The organism is Enterobacter cloacae complex sp. P17RS (assembly GCF_014895885.1).
GTDB lineage: Bacteria > Pseudomonadota > Gammaproteobacteria > Enterobacterales > Enterobacteriaceae > Enterobacter > Enterobacter bugandensis.
On sequence record NZ_JADBQK010000002.1, the window covers coordinates 34899 to 60241 of the forward strand.

The window sequence follows — 25343 nt, forward strand, 5'->3', positions numbered from 1 at the left end:
CCTGCGGGGGCTTTTTAGCGCAGATGCACGTTACTTATCCTTGAGTACAATCAGCGGCTCGATATCGCTCTCTTTTTTCACCACCAGCGAGTCATCGCCACGCAGGCAGGTCCCGCCGTAATTTCCGCCCACGGTAAAGGTACAGACCTGTATGTACTTGCCGTCGACGTTTGGCAGGCACCACAGCTGCTGGTAGATATTTTTGCGGTCAACAAACTTGCCGCTGGATTTATCCAGCAGCTCGTCCTGGGCGCTGATGAGATCGATATTGCTGCCGCAGCGTCCGGCAATCGGCTTGACGGCGTATCCGGTCTGCTTCAGCAGGTCGTTCACCTCAAAATCGGTGTCGAGCAGGTAACGGTGGTTCGGGAACAGCTGCCACAGTACCGGAAGAATCGCCTTGTTGCCGGGAATAACGGTCCACAGCGGTTCAAAGACCAGCACTTCCGGGCGCAGCAGAACATCAATCAGGCGTACCTCGCCCGCAGGATGCCCGGTGCGGATCGGCACGGCGGCGTATTCGGTTTCGCTGACCTCGCGGATCTGCTCTATCGCCGTCTCCCACGCCCAGGTTTTCCACACGCAGTTGACGTGACGACCTTCGTCGTCAATCAGCTGCCCGGCGGCATCCCAGCTCAGGGCGCCAAGCCCGTGCAGAATTTTGGTTTCAAACCCGGCCTGCATCAGCGAGCGCTGGATAAAGAGCGCGTGGTAGTCCTCTTCGACATCGTTGTCCTGCATGATGTGGACGAACGGCCGGGCGTGGCTATGCTTCCATGCGCCGGTCAGCTCTTCCAGCAGCCCTTCCGCCGGGTTGTGCCCGTTGCCGCGATAGCCGTTTTTCACCCACTCCTCAAGGATAAGCCCGCCCTCGGTATGGCAGGAGGCGGAGTCGGCGTTGTACTCGTAGACCTTAATCCCGCGCTCATCCATGCAGAAATCCATACGACCGGTGATCATATGGTGGCGACGCCACTGCCAGGAGAGGCGCAGGCGCGGCCAGAGGATTTTCGGGATGTCGAAAAGCGCCAGCAGATTGTCGTCTTTCAGCACCTTGTCCGTCGCGTGCAGGTACATCAGGTGCAGTTCGTTGGTGGCCTTGATCAGCTCCTGCTCGGCGCTTTCGGTAATGGTGAAGTACTGGCAGGGATCTTTGTTGATCACATGTCCGTTCGCACGGATATACGCCTGCTGCAGCGCGTCATTTTCGTTTAGCCATTTTCCGTCGAACTGACGTTTGTTTTTCAGCCGCGCGCCGCTAATTTTCAGTAGTTCACCGTCCGGTTCAGGCTGGGTAATGCTGTGCTCCGTGTCGTCCGTCTGGATCATCCAGCCGAGAATTTCGGTATCGCTGAAGGTGTCATGAAGGGTATAGCAGCCGTTCTCCACGGTCATGCGCAGCTCGCGCGTCCACTGCTGTCCGAGCGGCAGCGGGGAGTGAATAACGTTCTGCTCCGCAATACGCACCTTATCGTCCAGAAGCTGGGTGATCACCGCCACGTGGCCGGTCTCGTGAAACTCGCCGCCTTTTTGCCAGATCAGCAGCGCCCCGGCGCGCGGCGCGCGCTTCGAGCCGTTGGCAAAAGCCTGAAGGGGCAGAATGTTATCGTTCACCACCTGGCGTAAAAAGCGCAGGGAGAAGATCTCCCACGCCATGCCGACGTCGGTAAACACGAATCCATAGTTGAGGAACAGGAAACGGCGGGCGAACTCAACGCACTGCCACTTGTGGCCCATGTATTCGTTGCCGATATAGCTGCGGAAATCCGCGTCTTCCGGGTATTTTCGCGGATCCAGACTGCCGTAATTCGATGAGTAAATCGCCACGCCACCCGGCGCATAGCCTAACAACGTCCCGAATGGCGCATCACTGCTTAACTTTCCTTTACGCATGTATCCAACCTAAAACAGGCAGGCGGCAATTTTTTATGGGTTGTCGTCGTCTGCACGTTGTAATTAACCTGACAGAGGAGCGTTTATCATACACCTGCGCGACGCGTGAATAACATTTAAAACAGCCAGCATGCCGCGAAATGCCCTGGCGCAATCTCCTGCATCGCAGGCTCCTGCGTCTGGCAAACCGGCATGGCGTGCGGGCAGCGGCTGCAGAACTTACAGCCTGGCAGCGCGGACGTGGGGCCTGGAATGTCGCCGCGCAGGGTGGCGTCTTCGAGATTGCGGATGCGCGGATCGGGCTGGGGAACCGCCGCCAGCAGCGCGCGGGTGTAAGGGTGTGCCGGGCGCTGATACAGTTCATTCGCCGGGGCCACCTCTACCAGTTTGCCGAGATACATCACTCCAATGCGGCTGGAGATATGGCGCACCATGGAGAGATCGTGGGCGATAAACAGATAGGTTAGCCCCAACTCCTGCTGCAGGTCCTGCAAAATATTCACCACCTGCGCCTGCACCGATACGTCCAGCGCCGAGAGCGGCTCATCACACAGCACAAATTCAGGATGCACGGACAACGCGCGGGCAATACTGATGCGCTGACGCTGCCCGCCGCTGAACTCATGCGGGAACCGTTCAAGGTGTTCGTGCTTCAGCCCCACTTTGTAGAGCAGCGTTTCCGTACGTTCTCGCTGTTCTTCGCGGCTGTAGCCGTGGATCTGCATCGGTTCGGCCACCAGCTGTCGGACCGTCATACCGGGGTTGAGCGAGGAGTAAGGATCCTGAAAAATTGCCTGCATCCGCTTACGCAGCGGCTTGAGCTCTCTTTCGCGGGCGTGGGCGATTGCCTGTCCGGCAAAGTGGATCTCGCCAGAGGTAATATCGAAAAGGCGCAGTATGGCGCGCCCGAGGGTGGATTTTCCGCAGCCGGACTCACCCACCAGGCCAAACGTCTCGCCGGGCTGGATATCAAAGCTCACGCCATCAACCGCCTTCACGGCCACGCCTTTACGCAGCAAACCGCCGTTGAGCGGATAGTGCTTGCGCAGATCGCGCACGCTCACTAAAGGGACCTGTTGTTCACTCATGCCTGAATCTCCTTATCGGCCCCTAGCCAGCAGGCGGCGCGATGGCCTTCCCCCATGGCGTAAAAAGCGGGCTGCCGTTCACACTGGGGCATGCGTTTCGGGCAGCGTTCGGCGAACGGACAGCCCGGGGGCGGGTTAAGCAGGCCAGGCGGCGCGCCCTCAATGGGCGATAAACGTTGGTTGACCTCATCCGGGCGCGGCAGCGAGGCCAGCAGCCCCTGGGTGTAAGGATGCGCAGGGCGATAAAAAATGTCTTCCACGCTCCCCTCCTCCATCACCAGCCCGCCGTACATCACTACCACGCGGCTACAGACCTGCGCCACCACGCCGAGATCGTGGGTGATCAGCAGAATCGCGGTTCGGGTCTGCTGTTGCAGGCTTTTCAGCAGGCGCAGGATCTGCGCCTGAATGGTCACGTCCAGCGCGGTGGTCGGCTCATCGGCAATAAGAAGCTTCGGGTTGCAGGAGAGCGCAATAGCGATCATCACCCGCTGGCGCATCCCGCCGCTGAACTCGTGGGGATACTGGTCGTATCGGCGTTCCGCTTCAGCAATGCCCACCTGATCCAGCATGGCTATTGCTGCCGCTTTGGCCGCTTTTTTCGACAGTTTTTTATTTCGCACCAGGATCTCAGACATCTGCTTGCCGATAGTGAGCACCGGGTTCAGGGCGGTCATCGGATCCTGAAAAATCATCGCGATCTCGTTGCCGCGAATGGCACGCATCTGCGCGGGCGTTTTCTGCGCCAGGTCCTCATTCTGGAAGCGAATGCTGCCGCCGGTTATCCGTCCGTTGCTCCCCAGAAGCTGGATAATCGACTTACAGGTGACGCTTTTCCCGCAGCCCGACTCGCCGACGATACCGACGAGTTCCCCCGGCTGAACCTGAAAGCTCACGCCGCGCACCGCGTGAACCTCGCCCTCGCGGGTGCGGAACGTGGTTTGCAGGTTCTCAAGCGCTAATAAGTTACTCATCGCGATTTGCTCCCGGCTCAAAGGCGGTACGGAACACATCGCCCAGCACGTTAAAGCTGAACACCGTCAGCAGGATCAGAATGCCGGGGAACATCGCCAGCCACGACGCTTCGCCAATATAAGACTGGGCGTTGTTAAGCATGCTTCCCCATGATGCCGCCGGTGCCTGCACGCCCAGCCCTAAGAAGCTGAGCGTAGACTCCATCAGAATGGCCGAGGCGATATTCAGCGTGGCCGCCACGATAATGGTCGGCAGCACGCCGGGAATGATGTGGCGCACGATAATACGCAGCGGATGCGCTCCCGACGCGCGGGCATAAAGCACGTACTCGCGCTCTTTCACCGATAGGGTTTCAGCACGCACCAGACGCGACATGTTCATCCACGTCAGCAGGCTGATAATCAGAATGATGTTATCCACGCCCGGCTTGAGGTAAGCATTCACCACCAGCAGCAGGAAGAAGGCCGGAATGGCCATCAGGATATCCACGGTGCGCATCATCAGGTTATCCAGCCAGCCGCCAAAATAGCCGCTCACCGTTCCTACCACCGTGCCGATAAGCGTGGAAAAGAGCATGGCAAGAAAACCGACCATCAGGGAGATCTGGCCGCCGTACAGCGCGCGGGTAAAGTAGTCGCGCCCGTATTCGTCGGTGCCGAACCAGTGCGCGGCATCCGGCGGCAACGTGCGCGCGCCGAGCGCCATCCGATCTGGATCGTACGGACTTAACCCCGCACAGAGCGCGGCGACAACGAAAATAAAAAGCACAAACAGGGAGAACTGCGCCGGACGGTTGCGGCGCAGCTGGTGACGAACCTGCTGCCAGCGTCTGCTCATCCGGTTACCTCAGCGTACGAATGCGGGGATCGGCGAAGCGATAAAGCACGTCGGCGATCAGGTTACCGACGATCAGCATTATCGACGAGAGCATGATGATCGCCATAATCAGCGGGTAGTCCAGCGAGGCGATCGACTGGATCCCGAGCAGCCCCATCCCCGGCCAGGAGAAGACGCTTTCCGTCACATAGGCCCCCACAATCAGCTCACCGAACGACAATCCGAACAGGGTGATCACCGGCAGCAGCACGTTTTTCAGCACGTGGCGGAACAGAATGCTGGAACGCGTGGCGCCGTAGGCCAGCTGGGTCTGCACGTAGTCGGCCGAGAGCTGCGAGATGGTGTTGGAGCGGATGTAGCGTACGTAGCTGGAAAGATTATAAAACGTGAGAGCAATACACGGCAGCACGCCGTGGCGCAGCAGATCCAGCGCATTATCTTCCATGCCGATGGTGCGCATCCCCATGCTGGGGAACCAGTTAAGCTGCACGGCAAAAACGGTGATGAGCAAAATGCCGAACCAGAAAATCGGTACCGAGATGCCGATATAGGCAAACAGGTTCAACAGGTGATCCAGCCAGCGGTGCTTAAATGCCCCCGCCAGCAGCCCCAGCGGGATCGCCAGCACGATAGCCATCAGCAGCGACACCCCCATCAGCCCCAGCGTGGCCGGAATGCGTTCGCCGATCATCTCCAGCACCGGGCGGTGGTAAATCAACGAATAGCCGAGATCGCCCTGCAGGACGCTTTTCAGCCACAGGACGTACTGCGTGACCAGCGGCTTATCCAGCCCCAGGCTCTGGCGAATGCGCTCAATATCTTCCGGCGCCATACGCGGCGTGATGTACGCGGCCACGGGGTCGCCGGGCGCGAGCTTGACCAGCAAAAACGCCACCAGCGAAATAAAGAAAAGCATCGGCAGCAGCTGCAGCAGCCGACGCGTGAGGAGTGTGTTCACGACGTGCCCTTAAAAGGCCCCGATATTACGACCGGGGCAACAGCCTATTTTTGATAAATTTTTGACAGATCCTGGAACAGATAAACCGGCTTCGGCTCCGCTTCCTTCGTGCCGCCGAAGCGTTTATCCACGGCGACGGTCGCATTGGTGTAGGCGATCGGGTAGTAGGTCATCTCGTTCGCCACGGTCTGCTGAATTTGCTTGTAGATATCGGCACGTTTCGCGGCGTCGGTTTCCACGGCACCTTTATCCCACAGGGCATCAAACTGCGGATTTTTGTAGTGCGCGTAGTTATAGGCTTCGTTGCTCATGAACAGCGATTTGTAACCGTCCGGCTCTGATCCCATAATGTAGCCGCCCAGGTTCAGTTCCCACGCGGTGTTGTTCATATCAAGACTGCGCTGAGACATGGCGTTGGAGTCCAGCGGCATCAGCTCCACGTTCACCCCAATGCCCTTCAGCGCCTGCTGAATGTAGAGCGCCATGCTCTCCTGGGTTTTGTTGGTGTTCACATACGCCAGGCGCAGCTTGAGATTATCCGGCGCGCCGGACGTCTTGAGCAGGTCTTTGGCTTTTTGCAGATCGAATTTGTACTGTTCAACGTCATCCGTCTTATAAAGCGTATCTGGCGTCAGAAACGACGTCGCCGGTTTAGCGTAGTCCAGCGAGGTAAACGCGGTCTGGGTTAGCTCGTCTTTGTTGATGGCGTACGCGATGGCCTGACGCAGCGCTTTGCTCTTCATCACCGCCACGTTCTGGTTGAACGTCATATAGGCCAGACGGCCTTCCGGATAGACCACGAAGTCAAATTTCCCGGTATTTTTCAGGCGGTTCACATCCTGCGGGTCAACCATCTTGAGGTTGATTTCACCGTTTTGCAGCGCCAGGTTGGCGGCGTTGCTGTCTTTGGCGAAACGGTAGGTGACGGAATCGAGCTTCGGTTTGCCGTTCCAGTAATCGTCGAAGCGCGTAAGGGCGTAATACTGACCGGCGCGATACTCTTTAAATTTGAACGGCCCGGAACCGACCGGCGCATCGTTTTTGGTGCTCTTTTCCAGGTCGCCTTCACCGGCGAACACGTGCTGCGGGATCGGGTAGATCTGCACCAGGGTGCCGGTAAAGGCCGCGCTGACCTGCGGTAAGGTGAACTTAACGGTGCGCTCATCAACCTTGTTCACTTCAACAGGCTTGCCGCCGTAGGTAAACATGCTGCGGAAGAAGCTGTGCTGTTTGGCATCCAGCAGCTTATTGAAGGTGAAGACCACGTCGTCCGCCGTCAGCGGCTGGCCGTCCTGCCATTTTAGGTTGGGTTTTAGCGTCAGGGTATAGCTCAGGTTGTCGGCAGAAGGCGTCAGGCTTTCCGCCAGGCCCCACTCAATGTTGCCGTTATTAAAGCTGTACAGCGGGGCATAAAGCGCCTGCATGATGGTTAATGTTGTGCGGTCGCTGGCGTAGAGCGGATTAACGGCTAACGGGTCGCCGGAGGTAATCCCGATAATGAGCGAACCGCCCTCTTTTGGCGCGTCGCTTTTTGCCGCCGCGGCCGAATTTGCCTCTTTATTTTTCGCATCATCACAGCCCGCCAGGCCTAACGCGAGCGAAACGACCACTGCCGATAACAGAAGCTTGCGCATCTCACTAACTCCTTGCCTTATAAAGTGTTTATTACTGCATCTTTTATTTATGTTGAAGCATCATATTCAGCTTTAGTGGTTTACGCATTAATTATGAAAATGCGATTTTCGATTAAGCTTATGCCGGATTTGATATATATAAGCAGCAGAAGGAATAGCGGTTAATTGCTTGCGCTCACAACGTTAAACGCTTCACAAATCTCCTGCTACACTGCCTCAACACATCACTAAAAAGGCAGGCCAACATGTCAGACAACACGTATCAGCCACCAAAAGTATGGGAATGGAAAAAGAACGGCGGCGGCGCGTTCGCCAACATCAACCGTCCAATTTCCGGCGCAACGCATGAGAAGGATTTGCCCGTAGGCTCTCACCCGCTGCAGCTCTACTCGCTGGGCACACCGAACGGCCAGAAGGTGACGATCATGCTCGAAGAGCTATTGGCACTGGGCGTGACGGGCGCGGAATACGATGCGTGGTTGATCCGCATCGGCGAGGGCGACCAGTTTTCCAGCGGGTTTGTCGACGTGAACCCGAACTCGAAAATCCCGGCGCTGCGTGACCACTCCACGAACCCGCCAACGCGCGTCTTTGAATCCGGCAATATCCTGCTCTATCTGGCGGAGAAATTCGGCCACTTCCTGCCGAAAGATCCGGCGGGACGCACCGAGACGCTGAACTGGCTGTTCTGGCTGCAGGGTGCGGCACCGTTCCTCGGCGGCGGCTTTGGCCACTTCTACAACTATGCGCCGGTAAAAATCGAGTACGCGATTGACCGCTTCACCATGGAAGCTAAGCGCCTGTTCGACGTGCTGGATAAACAGCTGGCGCGCGGGCGCTACGTGGCGGGTGAGGAGTACACCATCGCGGATATGGCGATCTGGCCGTGGTTCGGCTGCGTGGCACTGGGCAGCGTCTATAACGCCGCCGAGTTCCTGGACGCGGAGAAGTACACCAACGTCCAGCGCTGGGCGAAGGACGTGGCGAACCGCCATGCGGTTAAGCGCGGTCGCATCGTTAACCGCACCAGCGGCGAGCTGAACGAGCAGCTCCACGAACGCCACGCGGCGAGCGACTTCGATACTAATACGGAAGACAAGCGTCAGGCGTAACGTTCCGCCGGGCGGCTCCCCGCCCGGCAGCCGCGATCCTTGCCCAGGGCATGATTAGCCTAAAGGTTGAGTGGCTATTGCTGGCACTATCTGGACGTTTTTCTCACCTCAGAATGAGAAACGCCGTATCAACTGACAGCAGTCACAAAGGATCTGTTATGAAACTTATTAAAACAACGCTGGTTATCAGCTCCCTCATTTTTTCCACCTCGGGAATGGCCATCGACAAAACCGCCGCCGGCGCGGTAGCAGGTGCTGCTATTGGCGCAGCCACGGGCAAAGATCTGAAATCAACCGTGGGCGGTGCCGTGGTTGGCGCAGGCACGGGTGCAATGTTCAAAAACGGCGAAAAAGGCAAAGACGCACGTAAGGGCGGTGCCGTGGGTGCCGTCGTTGGCGCGGGCGCGGCTGCGGTGACGGGCAATAGCGTGCTGAAAGGCGCGGCCGTGGGTGCCGGCACGGGCGCGCTGATCGGTGAAGCGACGCACTAACAGCATCGGGAAAAGAAAGAAGTAAGGCCGCATCAGGCGGCCTGTTGTGTTATGCCGTCAAGCGGAACTTCTGCACCGAACGCTGAAGCTCTTCGGTCTGGCGTTCCAGCGCCGCAGCTGCCGCGGAAACCTCTTCGACCAGCGAGGCGTTCTGCTGGGTGACGCCGTCCATCTGCGTAATGGCAATCCCGACCTGCGAAATGCCCTTACTTTGCTCCTCAGAAGCCGACGCGATTTGCTTCATAATGGTCGTCACTTCCGTCACGTCACGCAAAATCGCATTCATGGTGGTGCCCGTCTCGCTCACCAGCTGCGCACCCTGCTCGACGCGGGTGACGGAATCGGTAATCAGACCCTCAATTTCTTTTGCCGCATTGGCGCTTCGGCTTGCCAGGTTGCGGACTTCACCCGCCACCACGGCGAATCCACGCCCCTGCTCGCCCGCTCGCGCCGCTTCTACGGCCGCATTGAGCGCCAGAATATTGGTCTGGAAGGCAATGCTGTTGATGACGTTGGTGATTTCAGCAATTTTCTTCGAGCTTTCCGAAATACCGCTCATGGTGGTGACCACCTCTTCCACCAGCGAGCCGCCGCGGCTGGCGGTGGTTGAGGCCACATCGGCAAGCTGGCTGGCCTGACGCGCGCTTTCGGCGTTCAGCTTCACGGTAGCGGTCAGCTGTTCCATGCTGGCCGCCGTCTCTTCCAGCGCGGCAGCCTGCTCTTCGGTACGGGAAGAGAGATCGTTGTTGCCGCTGGAGATCTCCGTCGCGCCGCGCCAGATATTCTCACTGCCGGAGCGAATGGTGCTGACCGCTTCACGCAGGCTGTCCTGCATGGCGCTCAGCAGCGGCACCAGCTGTCCCACGCAGTTGCGGCCGAAAGGCGCAATGGGCTGGCTGAGATCGCCCTGGGCAATCTGGCGGAACTGCTGGCGAATGCGCTCCAGCGGTTTGACCAGCATCGCCACCAGGTAGCGGTCGGTAAAGAGCAGGATCAGCAGGCCGATAATGGTGGCGACGATAATAACCGTGCGGGTCATGCTGGTCAGGCCGTCGACCACCATGCGGGTGCTGTCGAGCGTCTTCGCGGCGGCATTATTGAACTTCTCGGCAGCGGCACCGAACGCACGGCTCAGCGGCGGCGTAACGTTGTTGGCCTGCTGGCGGTAGCCGTCCAGGGTCGCCTGCTTCGCCTGCTCCATTTGCGGCGTCACGCCCTGTTCAAGCAGCGCCTGCCAGGCACCGATCACCTGCGCAGAGACCTGCTCATCCATTGGGCCAGGCGAGATCGCCTTCATTTCGGCCAGTTTCTTACCCATGTTGTCCAGCGCCTGTTGGGCAGAGGACAAATCCGGCGTGCCGCCAGCGGCTTTGACCTCCATGGCGCGGCTCAGACGAGTGACAAAGCGGAAATACTGATCGTTGCCCTGGCTGAGCACCATCATCTGTTTAACCAGTTGGCGATCGACTTCATTGCCGTCTGATACCCGTGACAGGGACCAGGTGCTGTACAGCCCAACGCCCGCCCACATTAAACAAAAAATCCCGAGGATCGTCAGCATGACGAAACGGATCGTGAAATTACGGAGCATATTCATAAGTCTTCCTTGCCGTGAGGGTGAATTCGCCCAGAGGCGAGTGCTACTCTCGTTATCGGCAGGGTGCAGGGAAATTATAACCTTTTGTGATTATTTTTCGTTAGCGTGGCTTCACAGGTCGCACAGCCACCGTTAACCCTTATCTTCGCACGACATGATGTGATAAGTTCAGAATGAAAACGTCGTTTCAAAAAAATCATCTATAAGAAAAGGAGACATCATGTCCTGGTACCCTGACGCTACCCGCTACGAGAATATGCAGTACCGCTACTGTGGCAAGAGCGGCCTGCGCCTTCCCGCGCTGTCGCTGGGCCTGTGGCATAGCTTCGGCCACGTTCAGCCCCTTGACTCCCAGCGCGCGCTGCTGCGTAAAGCCTTCGATCTAGGGATTACCCATTTCGATCTTGCCAACAACTACGGCCCGCCTGCGGGAAGCGCGGAAGAGAACTTTGGACGCCTGCTGCGTGAGGACTTTGCCCGGTATCGCGACGAGCTGATTATCTCCACTAAAGCCGGTTACGACATGTGGCCAGGCCCGTACGGTTCAGGCGGCTCACGCAAGTATCTGCTCGCCAGTCTCGACCAGAGCCTGAAACGTATGGGCGTCGAATACGTGGATATTTTCTATTCCCACCGCGTGGATGAAAATACGCCAATGGAAGAGACGGCCTCCGCGCTGGCTCATGCTGTTCAGAGTGGGAAAGCGCTGTACGTGGGCATTTCCTCCTACTCTACCGAGCGCACACAAAAAATGGCCGCGCTGCTGCACGAGTGGAAGATCCCGCTGCTGATCCACCAGCCGTCCTATAACCTGCTTAACCGCTGGGTCGACAAGACCGGCTTGCTGGATACGCTGGAAGCAAACGGCACGGGGTGTATTGCATTTACCCCGCTGGCGCAGGGTCTGCTGACCGGAAAATACCTGAACGGTATTCCGGAAGGTTCTCGTATGCAGCGCGAGGGGAACAAAGTGCGCGGCCTGACGCAGAAAATGCTGACGGAAGCTAACCTGAACAGTCTTCGTCTGCTTAATGAGATGGCGCAGGCGCGCGGGCAGACAATGGCGCAGATGGCGTTGAGCTGGCTGCTGAAAGATGCTCGCGTGACGTCAGTGCTGATTGGCGCGAGCCGCCCGGAACAGCTGGAGGAGAATGTTCAGGCGCTGGGTAATCTGCGCTTTACGGAAGATGAACTGACGCGGATTGACCAGCACGTGGCGGACGGGGAACTGAATTTGTGGCAGGCGTCGTCGGATAAATAGTGTGGTTCGATGCTTTCTCCCCTCACCCTAACCCTTCCCCGGGAGAGGGTTAGGGTGAGGGGAGAAATGTGTACCTTATTTCTTACTGATCTTATCCAGATACCCCATCACAAACGCCGACAGCACAAACGTCAGGTGGATAATCACATACCACATCAGCTTATTATCCGGGACGTTTTTCGCGTCCATAAACACGCGCAACAGGTGGATAGAGGAGATTGCCACTATAGATGCCGCAACTTTATTCTTCAGCGACGAGGCGTCCATTTTCCCCAGCCAGCTGAGCTTTTCTTTATGCTCGGCGATATCAAGCTGAGAGACGAAGTTCTCATAACCGGAAAACATCACCATCACCAGTAAGCCGCCCACCAGCGTCATATCCACCAGCGACAGCAGAACCAGAATTAAATCAGCTTCCGCCACGGAGAAAATGTTAGGCAATACGTGGAAAATCTCCTGGAAGAACTTGATCGTCAGGGCGACCAGCGCCAGGGAAAGACCGAAATAGACGGGTGCGAGCAGCCAGCGAGAGGCATACATTGCGTTTTCAAAGAAGCGTTCCATAAAATCCTGTCTGCAAACGAAACCAGCGCTCAGTATATCTCAACGGCGCTGACTGTTTGCAAGAACTAACCAGTACGCCACTCAGACGTCGTCCGGGTTAACCTCAGGACGCGCATACTCCGGCCAGACCAGCACCACCAGCTCCGGGTAGGCTTCCAGGCTAAACTCGCGAAAACACTGGCGAAGGTTTAATACGTCCAGGTCTGAATACGAGACCTTCTCACCGTTAAGACAGCGCTTTTTGATGTTGTCGTAATATTTATAAACCGCTGAATTCAGATCGCTACAGCGACGCTGCGCCTCAAACAGACCGGGCGTGTCATTAATTTCCGACATTTTCATGCGCTTAATTGTCGCGTGTAAGAAGTCGATATATTCATGATTCACCCGCCAGTACCAGACAGGCGTAACGGAGTTCATCAAAACAGAGAAATGATCTTCTCCTTCCTCTTTTGTCATCAGTTCAGATTGTGGCGGTTCACTGGTGTCTTTCGACACTTTCGTTTTATTGAACTCCTGCATCAATAAAAGCACACCAGCGGTCAGTAATAGTAATGTGATGACCGTAAAAAAGATGCTGTTCATGGGTTGGCTCCATTTTTTTTGATTTTAAAATTGCCTCATGATATTGTCAACGAATCTCACGCCTTTACCAACCCCACCCTGTTGAAATTAAAGGAAATTAAAAATGCTGCCCGACTATCTCGTCCCGGCTAAGTACCACATTACGCCTGTGGAACAGCAACCGACGGAAGAAGAAAAAAAGGCCAGTTTCACTCAGGGGAAAAGAAAGCTCTCTGATTTCGAGCCTGATATATTAATTGGCGTTTCTCACACTGGCAAATCCCGTAATATGCTGCTGGAAGAGCACGATCGCCATATAAAAGACCGCTTATTTCGCGCTATAAAAATTGAAGCCTTCGTCCACCTGCTGAATGACCTGCAGGCAGAAGGCGAAATAGATGCGCAGAAACTAAGTCAAATAATGTCTGAAAAAACGAAGGAAATAAATGAGGCCGGCAATGAAATTTGGCTTAATCTAATTACGCGAGAAAAAAACAACCCTATTTTTTATACCCTGGGGGAAGATTAACGTGAAAGAAGTTAAAGTTAAAGACAATAACGTTTATTTGACTTTAGATGATAAAAAAAGTGATGAATTTATCTTAAAGCAAAATATCGAGGCGCTAAGAAATGCAAAAAATGCCGAGATGACGCGTATTACACAAGACCTGGTATCGATCCCGGCAACGCTGGTGCGTCTGAAATGGCAGAATCGCCGTGAGATTTATCCGTTACAGGTTAAAGAAGAAATTTACGGCGCCGTGATGAACGCCATCATCGAACAGCTTCCAGAACTGAAAGAGAAACTGCTGGGACGTCTTGAGGCCAACTATCAGTATCTGCTTGCCAGAGAAGTCGCCACCCTGCGCCTGACGCGCAAACTGTCAGCCGGTGAGTACCGTACGTCAAACGTCACCTGCGTTGCGCTCGATGAGGACGCGCTGACCACCCCCTCTACCGCACCGACGGACAACAAAAACGCATAAACCGACAGGCATAAAAAAAGCCGGCTTTCGCCAGCTTCTTTATCACTTCGAGGCCGCTTTCTCTTCCCCGACCAGCCCAATCTTCAGATAACCCGCCTGATGCAGCGTGTCCATTACCTTCATCATGGTTTCGTAGTCGACGGTTTTGTCCGCCCGGAAGAAGACGGTGGTGTCCTTCTTGCCGCCGGTCAGCTGGTCCAGCGCCGGAATAACGGAGGCATCCGTCACAGGGTCGTTCCCCAGGAACATGGATTTATCCGCTTTCACCGACAAATAAATTGGCTTTTCCGGGCGCGGCTGCGGCTGGCTGGATGAGGCCGGGAGATTCACCTTCACGTCAACCGTCGCCAGGGGTGCAGCCACCATAAAGATAATCAGCAGAACCAGCATGACGTCGATAAACGGCGTCACGTTGATCTCATGCATTTCACCGTTATCGTCCAGATTTTCGTTTAGACGCATTGCCATACGATCAACCTACGCGCAGTTTAGAGGCCGCATGCACCGGTTTAACGGAGCTGGCGTTGAGGTCCAGGTCACGGCTTTGCAGCAGCAGAACCTGTGCAGCAACGTCACCGAGCGTGGCTTTGTAGTTGCCGATCATACGCGCGAAAATGTTGTAGATAACCACCGCCGGAATTGCCGCGACCAGACCGATTGCCGTCGCCAGCAGCGCTTCAGCGATACCCGGGGCAACTACCGCCAGGTTGGTGGTTTGGGTCTGGGCAATGCCGATAAAGCTGTTCATGATGCCCCAGACCGTACCGAAAAGACCGATGAACGGTGAAATCGCGCCGATGGTCGCCAGATACCCATTGCCGCGTCCCATGTGTCGGCCAACGGCCGCAACGCGACGCTCCAGACGGAAACCGGTACGCTCTTTAATACCTTCGTTATCTTCACTGCCGGCGGAGAGTTCCAGCTCGTTCTGAGCTTCATTCACTAACAGGGTGGTCAGGCTTTTCGGGTGGAAGGATGAGGTCATCTCAGAAGCCTGATCCAGAGAGCGGGCTTCTGCCAGCTGCTGCTGTTCCCGCTTGAGGCGACGCTTCTGCGAAAGCAGCTCGGCGCTTTTGCTGAAGAAGATAGCCCAGGTGACAACGGACGCCAGAATCAGGCCGATCATCACAATCTTAACCACGATGTCAGCATGATGATACATGCCCCAAACGGAGAGATCCGTCTGCATCAAATTATTACCCACTCTGTATCTCCAGGACGCAAATCACAAAATCTGAACGTAATAATATCAAAAAGCCGTCGAATTGATAGTCGTTCTCATTAGTATTTACATGGTGCCGTAATTTTCGCTCAGTTTCCTTGCGCTTACGCAGTAAAAATTTCTTATGCGCTTTTTTGCTAATATTTTCTGCTTATTCGATAAGCATGCGGGTGCAGTTTTTTACAATCGTGGTAGTCTGGACGTCCAGACGTATAAAAACAGGGTTAGCGAACATGACCAAGAAGCATCTTGATACCACGCTGGTGCAGGCGGGACGCAGCAAGAAATACACTCAGGGATCGGTCAACAGCGTGATTCAACGCGCCTCCTCGCTGGTGTTTGATACCGTTGAGGAGAAAAAAATCGCCACGCGTAACCGCGCAAAAGGTGGGCTGTTCTACGGTCGCCGCGGCACGCTAACCCATTTTTCGCTGCAGGAAGCGATGTGCGAGCTGGAGGGGGGCGCAGGCTGCGCGTTGTTCCCGTGCGGTGCGGCGGCGGTCGCCAACACCATTCTGGCGTTTGTGGAACAGGGCGACCATATCCTGATGACCAACACCGCCTATGAACCCAGCCAGGATTTCTGCACCAAAATTCTCAGCAAGCTCGGCGTGACCACCAGCTGGTTTGACCCGCTGATTGGTGAAGGCATTGCTGAACTTATCCAGCCAAACACGCGCATTGTGTTCCTGGAATCTCCTGGCTCCATCACCATGGAAGTGCACGACGTTCCGGCTATCGTGAAGGCCGCGCGCAGCAAAGCGCCAGAGGCGATTATCATGATCGACAACACCTGGGCGGCAGGTGTGCTGTTTAAGGCGCTGGAATTCGATATTGATATCTCGATTCAGGCGGCAACGAAATACCTGATTGGACACTCTGACGGGATGATTGGCACCGCGGTTTCCAGCGCGCGCTGCTGGGACCAGCTGCGGGAAAATGCCTACCTGATGGGCCAGATGGTGGATGCAGACACGGCATACATGACCAGCCGGGGCATTCGTACGCTCGGCGTGCGTCTGCGTCAGCATCATGAAAGTAGCCTGACAATCGCTGAATGGCTGGCGCAGCATCCGCAGGTTGAGCGCGTGAACCATCCGGCGCTGCCGGGTAGTAAAGGTCATGAGTTCTGGCAACGTGACTTTACGGGCAGCAGCGGGCTGTTCTCGTTTGTGCTTAAAAAACGGCTGAGTAATGACGAACTGGCAAGCTATCTGGATAATTTTACCCTCTTCAGCATGGCCTACTCCTGGGGCGGTTTTGAATCTCTGATCCTGCCGAATCAGCCGGAGCAGATCGCGGCCCTGCGCCCCGGTGGTGAAGTGGACTTCAGCGGCACCCTCATTAGATTGCATATCGGTTTAGAAAATGTGGACGATTTAATTGCGGATTTATCTGCAGGCTTTGAACGTATCGTGTAGAGTGCGGGCTGAAAATGTACTCCCCGGACGCATTTGTGAACACTGCAAGCAGAAAAGTCTGCATGAGTTGCGCCTGCGATCAATCCCGACAGGTGAAATTGGGAGTACAATAGCGTTATCTCTGCTGTTCCACAGGAAAGTCCATGGCTGTTATTCAAGATATTATCGCGGCGCTCTGGCAACATGATTTTGCCGCCCTGGCGGATCCCCACGTTGTAGGCGTCGTCTATTTCGTGATGTTCGCGACGCTGTTTCTGGAAAATGGATTACTGCCAGCCTCGTTTTTACCCGGTGACAGTTTGCTTTTGCTTGCCGGGGCGCTGATCGGCAAAGGCGTCATGGACTTTACGCCAACGATGGTTATCCTTACCTCCGCCGCGAGCCTGGGCTGCTGGCTGAGCTATCTGCAGGGCCGCTGGCTGGGGAACACGCGTGTGGTGAAGGGCTGGCTGGCGCAGTTACCGCATAAATATCACCAGCGTGCGACCTGTATGTTTGACCGCCACGGCCTGCTGGCGCTGCTCGCCGGGCGTTTCCTGGCGTTTGTTCGCACCCTTCTGCCCACCATGGCGGGTATTTCCGGGCTGTCTAACCGCCGCTTCCAGTTCTTCAACTGGCTGAGCGCCCTGCTGTGGGTTGGCGTGGTAACCACCCTCGGCTACGCGCTGAACATGATCCCCTTTGTGAAGCACCATGAAGATCAGGTGATGACCTTCCTGATGATCCTGCCGATATTCCTGCTGGTTGCTGGGCTGGTGGGTACCATTGCGGTGGTGATTAAGAAAAAGTATTGCAGTGCATAAACAAAAGCCGGGTGGCGCTACCGCTTACCCGGCCTACGTTTCCCCTCAGGCGCCCTGCATCGTTCTTATACGTGACGCATCTTCTCCCGGCGTGACGCCGAAATAGCGCTTAAACTCCCGACTGAACTGCGACGCACTTTCATAGCCGACGCGCATGGCCGCCGCGCTGGCCTTCATGCCGTCGTGAATCATCAGCATCCGTGCCTTATGCAAACGGTAGGTTTTGAGGTACTGCAGCGGCGAGGTGCTGGTCACCGACTTAAAGTTGTGGTGAAACGCCGAAACGCTCATGTTCGCTTCCGCCGCCAGCTGGTCAACGCTGAGGTTCTCAGTGTACTGGCTTTCAATACGCTTGAGCACGCGGCTGATCAGGCTGAAGTGGGTCTGTCGGCTCACCAGCGCAAGTAACGCCCCGCCGCCCGGCCCCAGCAGCACGTGATAAAGAATTTCGCGGATAATCTGCTTGCCGAGAATACGCGCGTCCAGCGGCCTTTCCATGACGTCCAGCAGGCGCTCAATGGCGCAGAGGATCTCTTCCGACAGCGTCGCCGAGTTAATCCCGCTGGAGGCCATCGACGGCTGGAAAAGCTCGTCTTCGCCAATCTCCATCAGCAGCTCCTGCAGCTGAAGAATATCGACGTTGACGCGAATACCCGCCAGCGGGACCGCCTCCGTCGCGAAGGTTTCACATTCGAAGGGTAAAGGTACCGTCAGGAGCAGATATTCATTGGTGTCGTAGCGGAACACCCGCTCGTTGATATAGCCAATCTTATGGCCTGAAAAGAGAAAAACGATGCCCGGCTGGTACATCACCGGCGTGCGCGTCCCGGGCTGCGTGCCGTAGAGCAGGCGAATGTCCGGCAGCAGGTCGCTAACATTATTTTCTTTATCTATCAGCACTTTAATCTGCGAGGTAAGCTGAAGGCAGATCGCTTCACGGTTCATTTTACGTTACTCCGGGTACGGTTTCCGACCCTCACAGTCTGCGCATTTTTACGAAGTTTCTCCAGCGCTCTGTAGAAATGGGCAAGACATCGGCAGGAATGTGCATTGAGAGCCTGGCCCCGGACGGCCACAATGAGCAGCATCAGGTAGCCATCAGCGCCACCACGGTTTTTCACCCACTAAAGGGAACGAGCAATGAACAACTTTAATCTTCACACCCCAACCCGCATTCTGTTTGGTAAAGACGCTATCGCCGACCTGCGCGCGCAGATCCCTGCTGACGCCCGCGTGCTGATCACCTACGGTGGCGGCAGCGTGAAAAAAACCGGCGTGCTGGATCAAGTTTACAGCGCTCTGGACGGACTGGACGTGCGTGAGTTCGGCGGCATTGAGCCAAACCCGTCTTACGAAACGCTGATGAACGCGGTGAAAATCGCCCGCGAAGAAAACATCACCTTCCTGCTGGCGGTCGGCGGCGGCTCCGTGCTGGACGGCACTAAATTCATCGCGGCAGCAGCGCACTACGCTGATGGCATCGATCCGTGGCACATCCTGGAAACCCGCGGCAGCGACATTAAAAGCGCGATCCCGATGGGATCCGTATTGACCCTGCCAGCGACGGGTTCTGAATCCAACAAGGGCGCGGTGATCTCCCGCAAAACTACCGGCGACAAGCAGGCCTTTATGAACGAACACGTTCAGCCTGTCTTTGCCATTCTGGATCCGGTTTACACCTACACCCTGCCCGCGCGTCAGGTGGCGAACGGCGTGGTCGATGCCTTTGTACACACCGTCGAGCAGTACGTGACCTACCCTGTTAATGCCAAAATTCAGGATCGCTTCGCGGAAGGCATTCTGCTGACGCTGATTGAAGACGGCCCGAAAGCGCTGAAAGAGCCGGAAAACTACGACGTGCGTGCCAACGTCATGTGGGCCGCGACGCAGGCGCTGAACGGCCTGATCGGCGCTGGCGTGCCGCAGGACTGGGCAACCCATATGCTGGGCCACGAGCTGACGGCGATGCACGGCCTGGACCACGCCCAGACGCTGGCCGTTGTGCTGCCTGCGCTGTGGAACGAAAAACGGGATACCAAGCGCGCCAAACTGCTGCAGTACGCCGAGCGCGTGTGGAACATCACCGAGGGTTCTGACGATGCGCGTATTGATGCCGCCATTGCAGCGACCCGTAACTTCTTTGAAAGCCTGGGCGTGCCAACGCGTCTGTCCGGCTACGGCCTGGACGGCAGCTCCATCCCTGCCCTGCTGGCAAAACTTGAAGAGCACGGCATGACCCAGTTGGGCGAGCATGGCGACATTACGCTGGACGTCAGCCGTCGAATCTACGAAGCGGCACGCTAAGCGTTTTTGGCATCCTGACTTTCGTTTTTTGACATTTCGTCCAGACTTAATGCACACCCCATCGCCGGAGTCCCCCTCCGGCGATGCGCACCTGAAGGAGGAAAAATGGCAAACCAAACCGTAATCAAGCTGCAGGACGGCAACGTGATGCCCCAGCTGGGGCTAGGTGTATGGAAAGCCGGTAACGACGAGGTCGTCTCCGCCATTCATAAAGCACTCGAAGTCGGCTATCGGTCGATTGATACCGCCGCCGCGTACAAAAACGAGGACGGCGTGGGGACCGCGCTGGCCAGCGCCGGCGTCCCTCGCGATGAGCTGTTCATCACCACTAAACTATGGAACGACGATCAAAAGCGCCCCCGCGAAGCGTTGCAGGAGAGCCTGGAGAAACTCCAGCTTGATTTCGTCGATCTGTACCTGATGCACTGGCCGGTTCCGGCCATCGACCATTACGTTGACGCCTGGAAAGGGATGATTGAACTGCAGAAAGAGGGGCTGGTGAAAAGCATCGGCGTCTGTAACTTCCAGGTGCATCACCTGCAGCGCCTGATTGACGAAACGGGCGTCGCTCCGGTGATTAACCAGATCGAGCTGCACCCGCTGCTGCAGCAGCGCCAGCTTCACGCCTGGAACGCCACCCACAAGATCCAGACCGAGTCCTGGAGCCCGTTGGCGCAGGGCGGTGAAGGCGTGTTCGATCAGAAAATCATCCGCGACCTGGCGGATAAATACGGCAAAACCCCGGCGCAGATCGTCATTCGCTGGCATCTGGATAACGGCCTGGTGGTGATCCCGAAATCGGTCACGCCGTCGCGCATTGCCGAGAACTTCGACGTCTGGGATTTCCGACTGGACAAAGACGAGCTGGGTGAAATTGCGAAGCTGGATAAAGGTAAGCGGCTTGGGCCGGACCCGGATCAGTTTGGCGGTTAATCGCGTTAAAACGCCGGGTGGCGGCTTCGCCTTACCCGACCTACAAAAAACCCCGGCAAGCCGGGGTTTTCTTTTACGCTTTACGCTTCACAGGTTTCTTTACACTGGAATTACCGTTCGAACGCTGATGCACAATCGGCGTATGTTTGGTCAGCGCCGGGCGCGTATTGCGGTTCTGGCGACGCGCTTCGCGCATCTCATCCAGCGTAGGAGCGGGTACCAGGCAGTCGCGGCGCGAGCCAATAAGGTGTTTTTTACCCATATCTTCCAGCGCCTGGCGGATCAGCGGCCAGTTTTTCGGGTCGTGGTAACGCAGCAGCGCCTTATGCAGACGACGCTGTTTATCCCCTTTCGGCACCACCACCTCTTCACTCTTGTAGCCAATCTTACTCAGCGGATTTTTGCCGGTGTAATACATGGTCGTCGAGTTGGCGAGCGGTGAAGGATAGAAGTTCTGCACCTGATCCAGACGGAAGCGACGCTGCTTCAGCCACAGCGCCAGGTTCACCATGTCTTCATCGCGCGTGCCAGGGTGCGCGGAGATGAAGTACGGGATCAAATACTGCTCTTTGCCCGCCTGCTTCGAGTAGGTGTCGAACAGCTGCTTAAAGCGATCGTAGCTGCCCATGCCCGGCTTCATCATCTTCGACAGTGGGCCTTCTTCGGTGTGCTCCGGCGCAATCTTTAGATAACCGCCGACGTGGTGCGTCGCCAGCTCTTTGATATAGCGAGGATCTTCCACGGCGATGTCGTAACGCACCCCGGAAGCGATGAGGATCTTCTTGATGCCCTTCAGATCGCGCGCGCGGCGGTAGAGGTTGATCGTCGGCTCGTGGTTAGTATCCATGTGCTCGCAAATGCTCGGGTAGACGCAGGAGAGACGACGGCAGGTCTGCTCCGCGCGCGGCGACTTGCAGCGCAGCATATACATGTTCGCGGTTGGGCCGCCGAGATCGGAGATCACGCCGGTAAAGCCCGGCACCGTGTCGCGAATGGCTTCGATCTCATTGATGATCGAATCCTCAGAGCGGCTCTGGATAATACGGCCTTCGTGTTCGGTAATGGAGCAGAAGGAGCAGCCGCCGAAGCAGCCGCGCATGATGTTGATCGAGAAGCGGATCATCTCATACGCCGGGATACGGGCGTTGCCGTACGCCGGGTGTGGCACGCGCTTGTACGGCAGCGCAAAGACGCTGTCCATCTCTTCGGTGGAGAGCGGGATCGCCGGTGGGTTGATCCAGATGAAGCGCTCGCCGTGCTTCTGCATTAGCGCGCGGGCGCAGCCCGGGTTGGTTTCATGGTGCAGAATACGGGACGCGTGCGCGTAGAGCACCTTGTCGGCTTTCACCTTCTCGTAGGACGGCAGCAGCACGTAGGTCTTTTCCCACGGCTTCGGGCGCGGCGGCTGCACAACGATAGCCTTCGCTTCCGCTTTCTTCGGCTCAACCGGCTTGTTATCGGCACACGGCAGATCTTCACCGTACGGGTGCGGGATCGGGTCGATTTTGCCCGGCATATCAATAATGCGTGAATCCACTCCGCTCCAGCCCGGCAGCGCCTCTTTCACCATGATCGCAGTATTGCGCACGTCGCGGATGCTGCTCACCGGCTCGCCCTGCGACAGACGGTGCGCCACTTCCACCAGCGGACGCTCGCCGTTACCGTAAATCAGCATGTCGGCCTTGGAGTCCACCAGCACCGAGCGGCGCACGGTATCTGACCAGTAGTCGTAGTGCGCGGTGCGGCGCAGGCTCGCCTCGATGCCGCCGAGGATCACCGGCACGTCTTTCCAGGCTTCTTTGCAGCGCTGGGTATAAACCAGGGTCGCGCGGTCCGGACGTTTGCCCGCCACGTTATCCGGCGTGTAGGCGTCGTCATGGCGCAGCTTACGGTCGGCGGTATAGCGGTTGATCATCGAGTCCATGTTGCCAGCGGTCACGCCGAAGAACAGGTTTGGTTTTCCCAGACGCATGAAGTCGTCTTTGCTGTTCCAGTCGGGCTGGGAGATGATCCCCACGCGGAAGCCCTGCGCTTCGAGCATACGGCCACAGATGGCCATGCCGAAGCTCGGGTGGTCAACGTAGGCATCGCCCGTGACCAGAATGATATCGCAGCTGTCCCAGCCCAGTTGGTCCATCTCTTCCCGGGACATCGGCAGGAACGGCGCCGGTCCAAAGCAGGCCGCCCAGTACTGGGGCCAGGAGAAGAGGTCACGATCCGGCTGGATCAGGGAAATTGCGCTCATAGTGCTTCCGAAGAAAAAATAGACAAAAGGGCGGGGATTATACGCTGGAACATTGTGGGAAATGAAGGGGTATTATGCGGGCTGTTGCCCTCACCCCAACCCTCTCCCACAGGGAGAGGGAGAAAAGCACGTTACGGCGCCGGATTCACCAGCATCTGCCCTACCGAGCCCCTGTCCATCATCTCCAGCGTCTGGCTGTGGAACAGGAATGGGAAGTGCGGCCACGAAGGCTGACCGTAGTAGACGAGCAGTTCAACCTGGCCGTCCACCCACACGGTATCTTTCCAGCCGCGATCTTCCGGGAACGGCATCGCGCCATTAACGTTGCGGATCAGGAATGACACACCTTCAATATGGAACGACTGCGGCATGTCTGACCGGACTGTCCAGCGCTCCCACGTTCCCTGCTGAGCGGTGATATCAATGCGATTTACATCCCACAGCGCGCCGTTGATGCCCGGATCGTCGCCCAGGCTGATATCACGGCTGCGCACCGGCGAGCCGCTCATGATCTCCTGCGGCAGCAGGCGCATCGGCAGGCTATCGGTGACCAACGGCAGCAGGCCGGTTGGACGCAGAGTAAGCACCAGCGTGGAAACCAGAATGCTCGACGGCTCAAAGAACCCGCGAATACGGTCAACGATGCTCGCGGCTTCACCACAGGTGACGGAGACTTCGTCCCCGTTGGTCATATCCACCAGAATTTCACGACGTTCACCCGGCGCCAGCGCCAGCTGTTTAACGGAGACCGGCGCGGGTAAAAAGCCCTGGTCGCCGGAGATCACGTGCAGTGGGCGGCCATCGCTCATCTGCAGCTGATAGCGACGCGAGTTAGAGGCGTTGAGCAGGCGCAGGCGCACCCAGCCGCGGGACACTTCCACGTACGGGCTCTGCGCGCCGTTAACCAGCAAGGTATCGCCGACAAAGCCACCGCTGCCCGGCTCGCTGTACTCCGGCGTGCCGAAGTTATCCAGACGTTTGTCCTGAATAATGACCGGGAAATCATCCACGCCGTAGTGGTTCGGGATCGGCAGAGATTTACTGACCTCATCTTCCACCAGCCACATGCCGGCCAGACCGTTATAGACCTGCTGCGCCGTACGGTTAGGGGTATTGGCGTGATACCACAGGGTTGCCGCGCTCTGGCGAATCGGCAGGACGGGCGCCCAGTCGGCGTTGGGGGACATCATTCGCGCCGCGCCGCCAATCAAAGGGCCAGGAACCTGTAAGCCGCTGATGGTCATGGCGACATTTTCAGCCGTACGGTTGCTGTAAATGAGCTTAACGTCATCGCCGTTCCACACGCGGATGGTCGGCCCGAGGTAGCGCCCGTTAATGCCCCACACCGGCGCGCGCGTGCCCTGGGTAAAGGACCAGTGGCTGCGCTGAAGCGTGAGGAAAAGCGGCTGCCCGCGACGGGATTCAATCAACGGCGGAATGGGCAGCGGCTGCTGCTGCCCGGCGGCGCTGGCTGTCAGCGGCATCGCACCCGCACAAAGGGCAATCCCCGAAGCCTGAATAAACTGACGCCGACTGAGTGACATATAAGCTCCATCTGAAACGACTAACAACGCGGGAATTCTTTTTCCCTTTAACGCCGAATTAAACCTTACCGGCGGCTTCTCTTTCTGCGACTTCTTTATCCAGCAGCGCAATATGCTGAGCCATTAGCTCGCGGCAGTGTGCTGCCAGTTCGCGCACCTGGTCTTTACCGTATTTGCTGGTATCGACGGGTGGCAGCATTTCGACAATCACCAGACCATTATTCAGGCGGTTAAGATTAATCTTATTAGAAGTATTGGAAACGCACACGGGAATAATTGGAACACCTGCCGCAATTGCGGCATGAAACGCGCCGGTTTTAAACGGCAGCAGGCCGCGGCCGCGGCTACGCGTCCCTTCCGGGAACATCCAGATAGAGATCCGGCGCTTTTTAAAATGATTCACCACTTCTGCAATCGTGCCGTGCGCTTTTGCACGGTTGTTACGGTCGATCAGCAGGTTACCGGTCAGCCAGTACAGCTGGCCAAAAAACGGGATCCACAGCAGGCTTTTTTTCCCCACCGTCACGGTCGGAGGCAGAACAATATTGGAGGCCGTCACCATATCGTAGTTGTTCTGATGGTTGGCGATATAGATGGCGTTACCGAAGTTCTCCGCTCCTTCAGGCAGGCGTTTTTCAACCTTCAGACCAAACAGCGGCGCAAGGCGACCGAACATATGGCCAAAGGTGGCAACATGCTTCGGATTACGCGGGCTGAACAGGCAGTAAATAGAGCCGAAAATACAGACCAGAATGCAGTAAATAACGGTAAGAATGAGACGAACAATGTATAGCATAGCGACCTCTGAAGCCCTGACAGCTGACAATTATACTTCACCTGTGGCCAGGTAAGGACTTTATTACGAGCGCGTATTGTTAATCGCAACGCACGAATTAACAACGATTTTACGG

At 56.7% G+C, this 25343-nt stretch carries 24 protein-coding genes; 9 read left to right on the forward strand and 15 right to left on the reverse strand.

Annotated features, from left to right (window positions below; all coding sequences use genetic code 11):
* Positions 1 to 30 precede the first annotated feature (30 nt).
* From gss to IM265_RS00650, 6 genes are all read right to left on the reverse strand, one after another.
* Positions 31 to 1893 carry a bifunctional glutathionylspermidine amidase/synthase gene (gene gss / locus IM265_RS00625; RefSeq protein WP_193031854.1) on the reverse strand — a complete coding sequence of 621 codons (1863 nt, stop codon included), beginning with the start codon at positions 1891 to 1893 and terminating at the stop codon, positions 31 to 33.
* A gap of 116 nt (positions 1894 to 2009) precedes the next feature.
* Complete coding sequence (locus IM265_RS00630) at positions 2010 to 2981, reverse strand: ABC transporter ATP-binding protein (RefSeq protein WP_193031852.1); 972 nt, start codon at positions 2979 to 2981, stop codon at positions 2010 to 2012.
* A complete protein-coding gene (locus IM265_RS00635) occupies positions 2978 to 3955 on the reverse strand; it encodes an ABC transporter ATP-binding protein (RefSeq protein ID WP_193031850.1) in 978 nt (325 codons plus the stop codon). Before IM265_RS00635 ends, IM265_RS00630 begins: the two co-directional genes overlap by 4 nt.
* On the reverse strand, positions 3948 to 4793 hold the full coding sequence (locus IM265_RS00640; protein WP_193031848.1) for an ABC transporter permease: 846 nt from the start codon (positions 4791 to 4793) through the stop codon (positions 3948 to 3950). Before IM265_RS00640 ends, IM265_RS00635 begins: the two co-directional genes overlap by 8 nt.
* 4 nt (positions 4794 to 4797) lie before the next feature.
* Positions 4798 to 5751 carry an ABC transporter permease gene (locus IM265_RS00645; RefSeq protein WP_193031846.1) on the reverse strand — a complete coding sequence of 318 codons (954 nt, stop codon included), beginning with the start codon at positions 5749 to 5751 and terminating at the stop codon, positions 4798 to 4800.
* Positions 5752 to 5795: 44 nt separating this feature from the next.
* Complete coding sequence (locus IM265_RS00650) at positions 5796 to 7385, reverse strand: ABC transporter substrate-binding protein (protein WP_193031844.1); 1590 nt, start codon at positions 7383 to 7385, stop codon at positions 5796 to 5798.
* A 245-nt stretch (positions 7386 to 7630) separates the two neighbouring features.
* Between IM265_RS00650 and yghU the strand changes: the two genes are divergently transcribed.
* A complete protein-coding gene (yghU, locus tag IM265_RS00655) occupies positions 7631 to 8497 on the forward strand; it encodes a glutathione-dependent disulfide-bond oxidoreductase (protein WP_028014407.1) in 867 nt (288 codons plus the stop codon).
* 158 nt (positions 8498 to 8655) lie between these two features.
* Positions 8656 to 8988 (forward strand): glycine zipper domain-containing protein, encoded by a 333-nt coding sequence (locus IM265_RS00660; RefSeq protein ID WP_126326461.1) that lies wholly within the window; start codon positions 8656 to 8658, stop codon positions 8986 to 8988.
* Between the two features lie 49 nt (positions 8989 to 9037).
* Here the strand turns inward: IM265_RS00660 and IM265_RS00665 are convergent, their stop codons facing one another.
* Complete coding sequence (locus IM265_RS00665) at positions 9038 to 10585, reverse strand: methyl-accepting chemotaxis protein (protein ID WP_193031841.1); 1548 nt, start codon at positions 10583 to 10585, stop codon at positions 9038 to 9040.
* A gap of 220 nt (positions 10586 to 10805) precedes the next feature.
* Between IM265_RS00665 and IM265_RS00670 the strand changes: the two genes are divergently transcribed.
* Positions 10806 to 11846, forward strand: coding sequence for an aldo/keto reductase (locus IM265_RS00670; RefSeq protein ID WP_028014410.1), 1041 nt, complete (start codon positions 10806 to 10808; stop codon positions 11844 to 11846).
* Between the two features lie 75 nt (positions 11847 to 11921).
* Here IM265_RS00670 and IM265_RS00675 read toward each other — a convergent pair whose 3' ends face one another.
* On the reverse strand, positions 11922 to 12410 hold the full coding sequence (locus tag IM265_RS00675; protein ID WP_003862473.1) for a TIGR00645 family protein: 489 nt from the start codon (positions 12408 to 12410) through the stop codon (positions 11922 to 11924).
* An 81-nt stretch (positions 12411 to 12491) separates the two neighbouring features.
* A complete protein-coding gene (locus IM265_RS00680) occupies positions 12492 to 12995 on the reverse strand; it encodes an ESA_00282 family adhesion-associated protein (protein WP_028014411.1) in 504 nt (167 codons plus the stop codon).
* Positions 12996 to 13098: 103 nt separating this feature from the next.
* On the opposite strand from IM265_RS00680, the gene IM265_RS00685 reads away from it, so the two are divergent.
* Positions 13099 to 13503, forward strand: a complete 405-nt coding sequence (locus IM265_RS00685; protein ID WP_193031839.1) for a hypothetical protein — start codon at positions 13099 to 13101, stop codon at positions 13501 to 13503.
* Positions 13484 to 13960, forward strand: a complete 477-nt coding sequence (locus IM265_RS00690) for a cytoplasmic protein (RefSeq protein WP_370551789.1) — start codon at positions 13484 to 13486, stop codon at positions 13958 to 13960. The genes IM265_RS00685 and IM265_RS00690 overlap by 20 nt, the downstream gene beginning before the upstream one ends.
* 42 nt (positions 13961 to 14002) lie before the next feature.
* Here IM265_RS00690 and exbD read toward each other — a convergent pair whose 3' ends face one another.
* Positions 14003 to 14428 (reverse strand): TonB system transport protein ExbD, encoded by a 426-nt coding sequence (exbD, locus tag IM265_RS00695; protein ID WP_032643392.1) that lies wholly within the window; start codon positions 14426 to 14428, stop codon positions 14003 to 14005.
* A gap of 4 nt (positions 14429 to 14432) precedes the next feature.
* Positions 14433 to 15164, reverse strand: coding sequence for a tol-pal system-associated acyl-CoA thioesterase (gene exbB, locus IM265_RS00700; RefSeq protein ID WP_136485020.1), 732 nt, complete (start codon positions 15162 to 15164; stop codon positions 14433 to 14435).
* A 251-nt stretch (positions 15165 to 15415) separates the two neighbouring features.
* On the opposite strand from exbB, the gene metC reads away from it, so the two are divergent.
* Both metC and yghB read left to right on the forward strand, forming a co-directional pair.
* A complete protein-coding gene (metC, locus tag IM265_RS00705; protein ID WP_193031837.1) occupies positions 15416 to 16603 on the forward strand; it encodes a cystathionine beta-lyase in 1188 nt (395 codons plus the stop codon).
* Between the two features lie 143 nt (positions 16604 to 16746).
* On the forward strand, positions 16747 to 17406 hold the full coding sequence (gene yghB / locus IM265_RS00710) for a DedA family general envelope maintenance protein YghB (RefSeq protein ID WP_028014419.1): 660 nt from the start codon (positions 16747 to 16749) through the stop codon (positions 17404 to 17406).
* A 45-nt stretch (positions 17407 to 17451) separates the two neighbouring features.
* Here yghB and IM265_RS00715 read toward each other — a convergent pair whose 3' ends face one another.
* Positions 17452 to 18351, reverse strand: a complete 900-nt coding sequence (locus IM265_RS00715) for an AraC family transcriptional regulator (protein WP_193031835.1) — start codon at positions 18349 to 18351, stop codon at positions 17452 to 17454.
* Positions 18352 to 18546: 195 nt separating this feature from the next.
* On the opposite strand from IM265_RS00715, the gene yqhD reads away from it, so the two are divergent.
* Positions 18547 to 19710, forward strand: a complete 1164-nt coding sequence (gene yqhD / locus IM265_RS00720; RefSeq protein WP_041908132.1) for an alcohol dehydrogenase — start codon at positions 18547 to 18549, stop codon at positions 19708 to 19710.
* A gap of 105 nt (positions 19711 to 19815) precedes the next feature.
* Entirely contained in the window at positions 19816 to 20643 is an 828-nt protein-coding gene (gene dkgA / locus IM265_RS00725) for a 2,5-didehydrogluconate reductase DkgA (RefSeq protein WP_021242117.1), read from the forward strand.
* A 73-nt stretch (positions 20644 to 20716) separates the two neighbouring features.
* Here the strand turns inward: dkgA and IM265_RS00730 are convergent, their stop codons facing one another.
* From IM265_RS00730 to plsC, 3 genes are all read right to left on the reverse strand, one after another.
* Positions 20717 to 22888 (reverse strand): YgiQ family radical SAM protein, encoded by a 2172-nt coding sequence (locus IM265_RS00730; protein ID WP_224066003.1) that lies wholly within the window; start codon positions 22886 to 22888, stop codon positions 20717 to 20719.
* A 131-nt stretch (positions 22889 to 23019) separates the two neighbouring features.
* Complete coding sequence (gene ftsP, locus IM265_RS00735) at positions 23020 to 24432, reverse strand: cell division protein FtsP (RefSeq protein ID WP_028014423.1); 1413 nt, start codon at positions 24430 to 24432, stop codon at positions 23020 to 23022.
* Between the two features lie 58 nt (positions 24433 to 24490).
* Positions 24491 to 25228, reverse strand: coding sequence for a 1-acylglycerol-3-phosphate O-acyltransferase (plsC, locus tag IM265_RS00740; RefSeq protein ID WP_028014424.1), 738 nt, complete (start codon positions 25226 to 25228; stop codon positions 24491 to 24493).
* Between the last annotated feature and the right edge of the window lie 115 nt (positions 25229 to 25343).

Coding starts and splice junctions, on each gene's coding strand:
- gss (WP_193031854.1), bottom strand. CDS start 1,893: ATGCGTAAAGGAAAGTTAAGCAGTGATGCGCCATTCGGGACGTTGTTA.
- IM265_RS00630 (WP_193031852.1), bottom strand. CDS start 2,981: ATGAGTGAACAACAGGTCCCTTTAGTGAGCGTGCGCGATCTGCGCAAG.
- IM265_RS00635 (WP_193031850.1), bottom strand. CDS start 3,955: ATGAGTAACTTATTAGCGCTTGAGAACCTGCAAACCACGTTCCGCACC.
- IM265_RS00640 (WP_193031848.1), bottom strand. CDS start 4,793: ATGAGCAGACGCTGGCAGCAGGTTCGTCACCAGCTGCGCCGCAACCGT.
- IM265_RS00650 (WP_193031844.1), bottom strand. CDS start 7,385: ATGCGCAAGCTTCTGTTATCGGCAGTGGTCGTTTCGCTCGCGTTAGGC.
- yghU (WP_028014407.1), top strand. CDS start 7,631: ATGTCAGACAACACGTATCAGCCACCAAAAGTATGGGAATGGAAAAAG.
- IM265_RS00660 (WP_126326461.1), top strand. CDS start 8,656: ATGAAACTTATTAAAACAACGCTGGTTATCAGCTCCCTCATTTTTTCC.
- IM265_RS00665 (WP_193031841.1), bottom strand. CDS start 10,585: ATGAATATGCTCCGTAATTTCACGATCCGTTTCGTCATGCTGACGATC.
- IM265_RS00670 (WP_028014410.1), top strand. CDS start 10,806: ATGTCCTGGTACCCTGACGCTACCCGCTACGAGAATATGCAGTACCGC.
- IM265_RS00675 (WP_003862473.1), bottom strand. CDS start 12,410: ATGGAACGCTTCTTTGAAAACGCAATGTATGCCTCTCGCTGGCTGCTC.
- IM265_RS00680 (WP_028014411.1), bottom strand. CDS start 12,995: ATGAACAGCATCTTTTTTACGGTCATCACATTACTATTACTGACCGCT.
- IM265_RS00685 (WP_193031839.1), top strand. CDS start 13,099: ATGCTGCCCGACTATCTCGTCCCGGCTAAGTACCACATTACGCCTGTG.
- exbD (WP_032643392.1), bottom strand. CDS start 14,428: ATGGCAATGCGTCTAAACGAAAATCTGGACGATAACGGTGAAATGCAT.
- metC (WP_193031837.1), top strand. CDS start 15,416: ATGACCAAGAAGCATCTTGATACCACGCTGGTGCAGGCGGGACGCAGC.
- yghB (WP_028014419.1), top strand. CDS start 16,747: ATGGCTGTTATTCAAGATATTATCGCGGCGCTCTGGCAACATGATTTT.
- IM265_RS00715 (WP_193031835.1), bottom strand. CDS start 18,351: ATGAACCGTGAAGCGATCTGCCTTCAGCTTACCTCGCAGATTAAAGTG.
- yqhD (WP_041908132.1), top strand. CDS start 18,547: ATGAACAACTTTAATCTTCACACCCCAACCCGCATTCTGTTTGGTAAA.
- dkgA (WP_021242117.1), top strand. CDS start 19,816: ATGGCAAACCAAACCGTAATCAAGCTGCAGGACGGCAACGTGATGCCC.
- IM265_RS00730 (WP_224066003.1), bottom strand. CDS start 22,888: ATGAGCGCAATTTCCCTGATCCAGCCGGATCGTGACCTCTTCTCCTGG.
- ftsP (WP_028014423.1), bottom strand. CDS start 24,432: ATGTCACTCAGTCGGCGTCAGTTTATTCAGGCTTCGGGGATTGCCCTT.
- plsC (WP_028014424.1), bottom strand. CDS start 25,228: ATGCTATACATTGTTCGTCTCATTCTTACCGTTATTTACTGCATTCTG.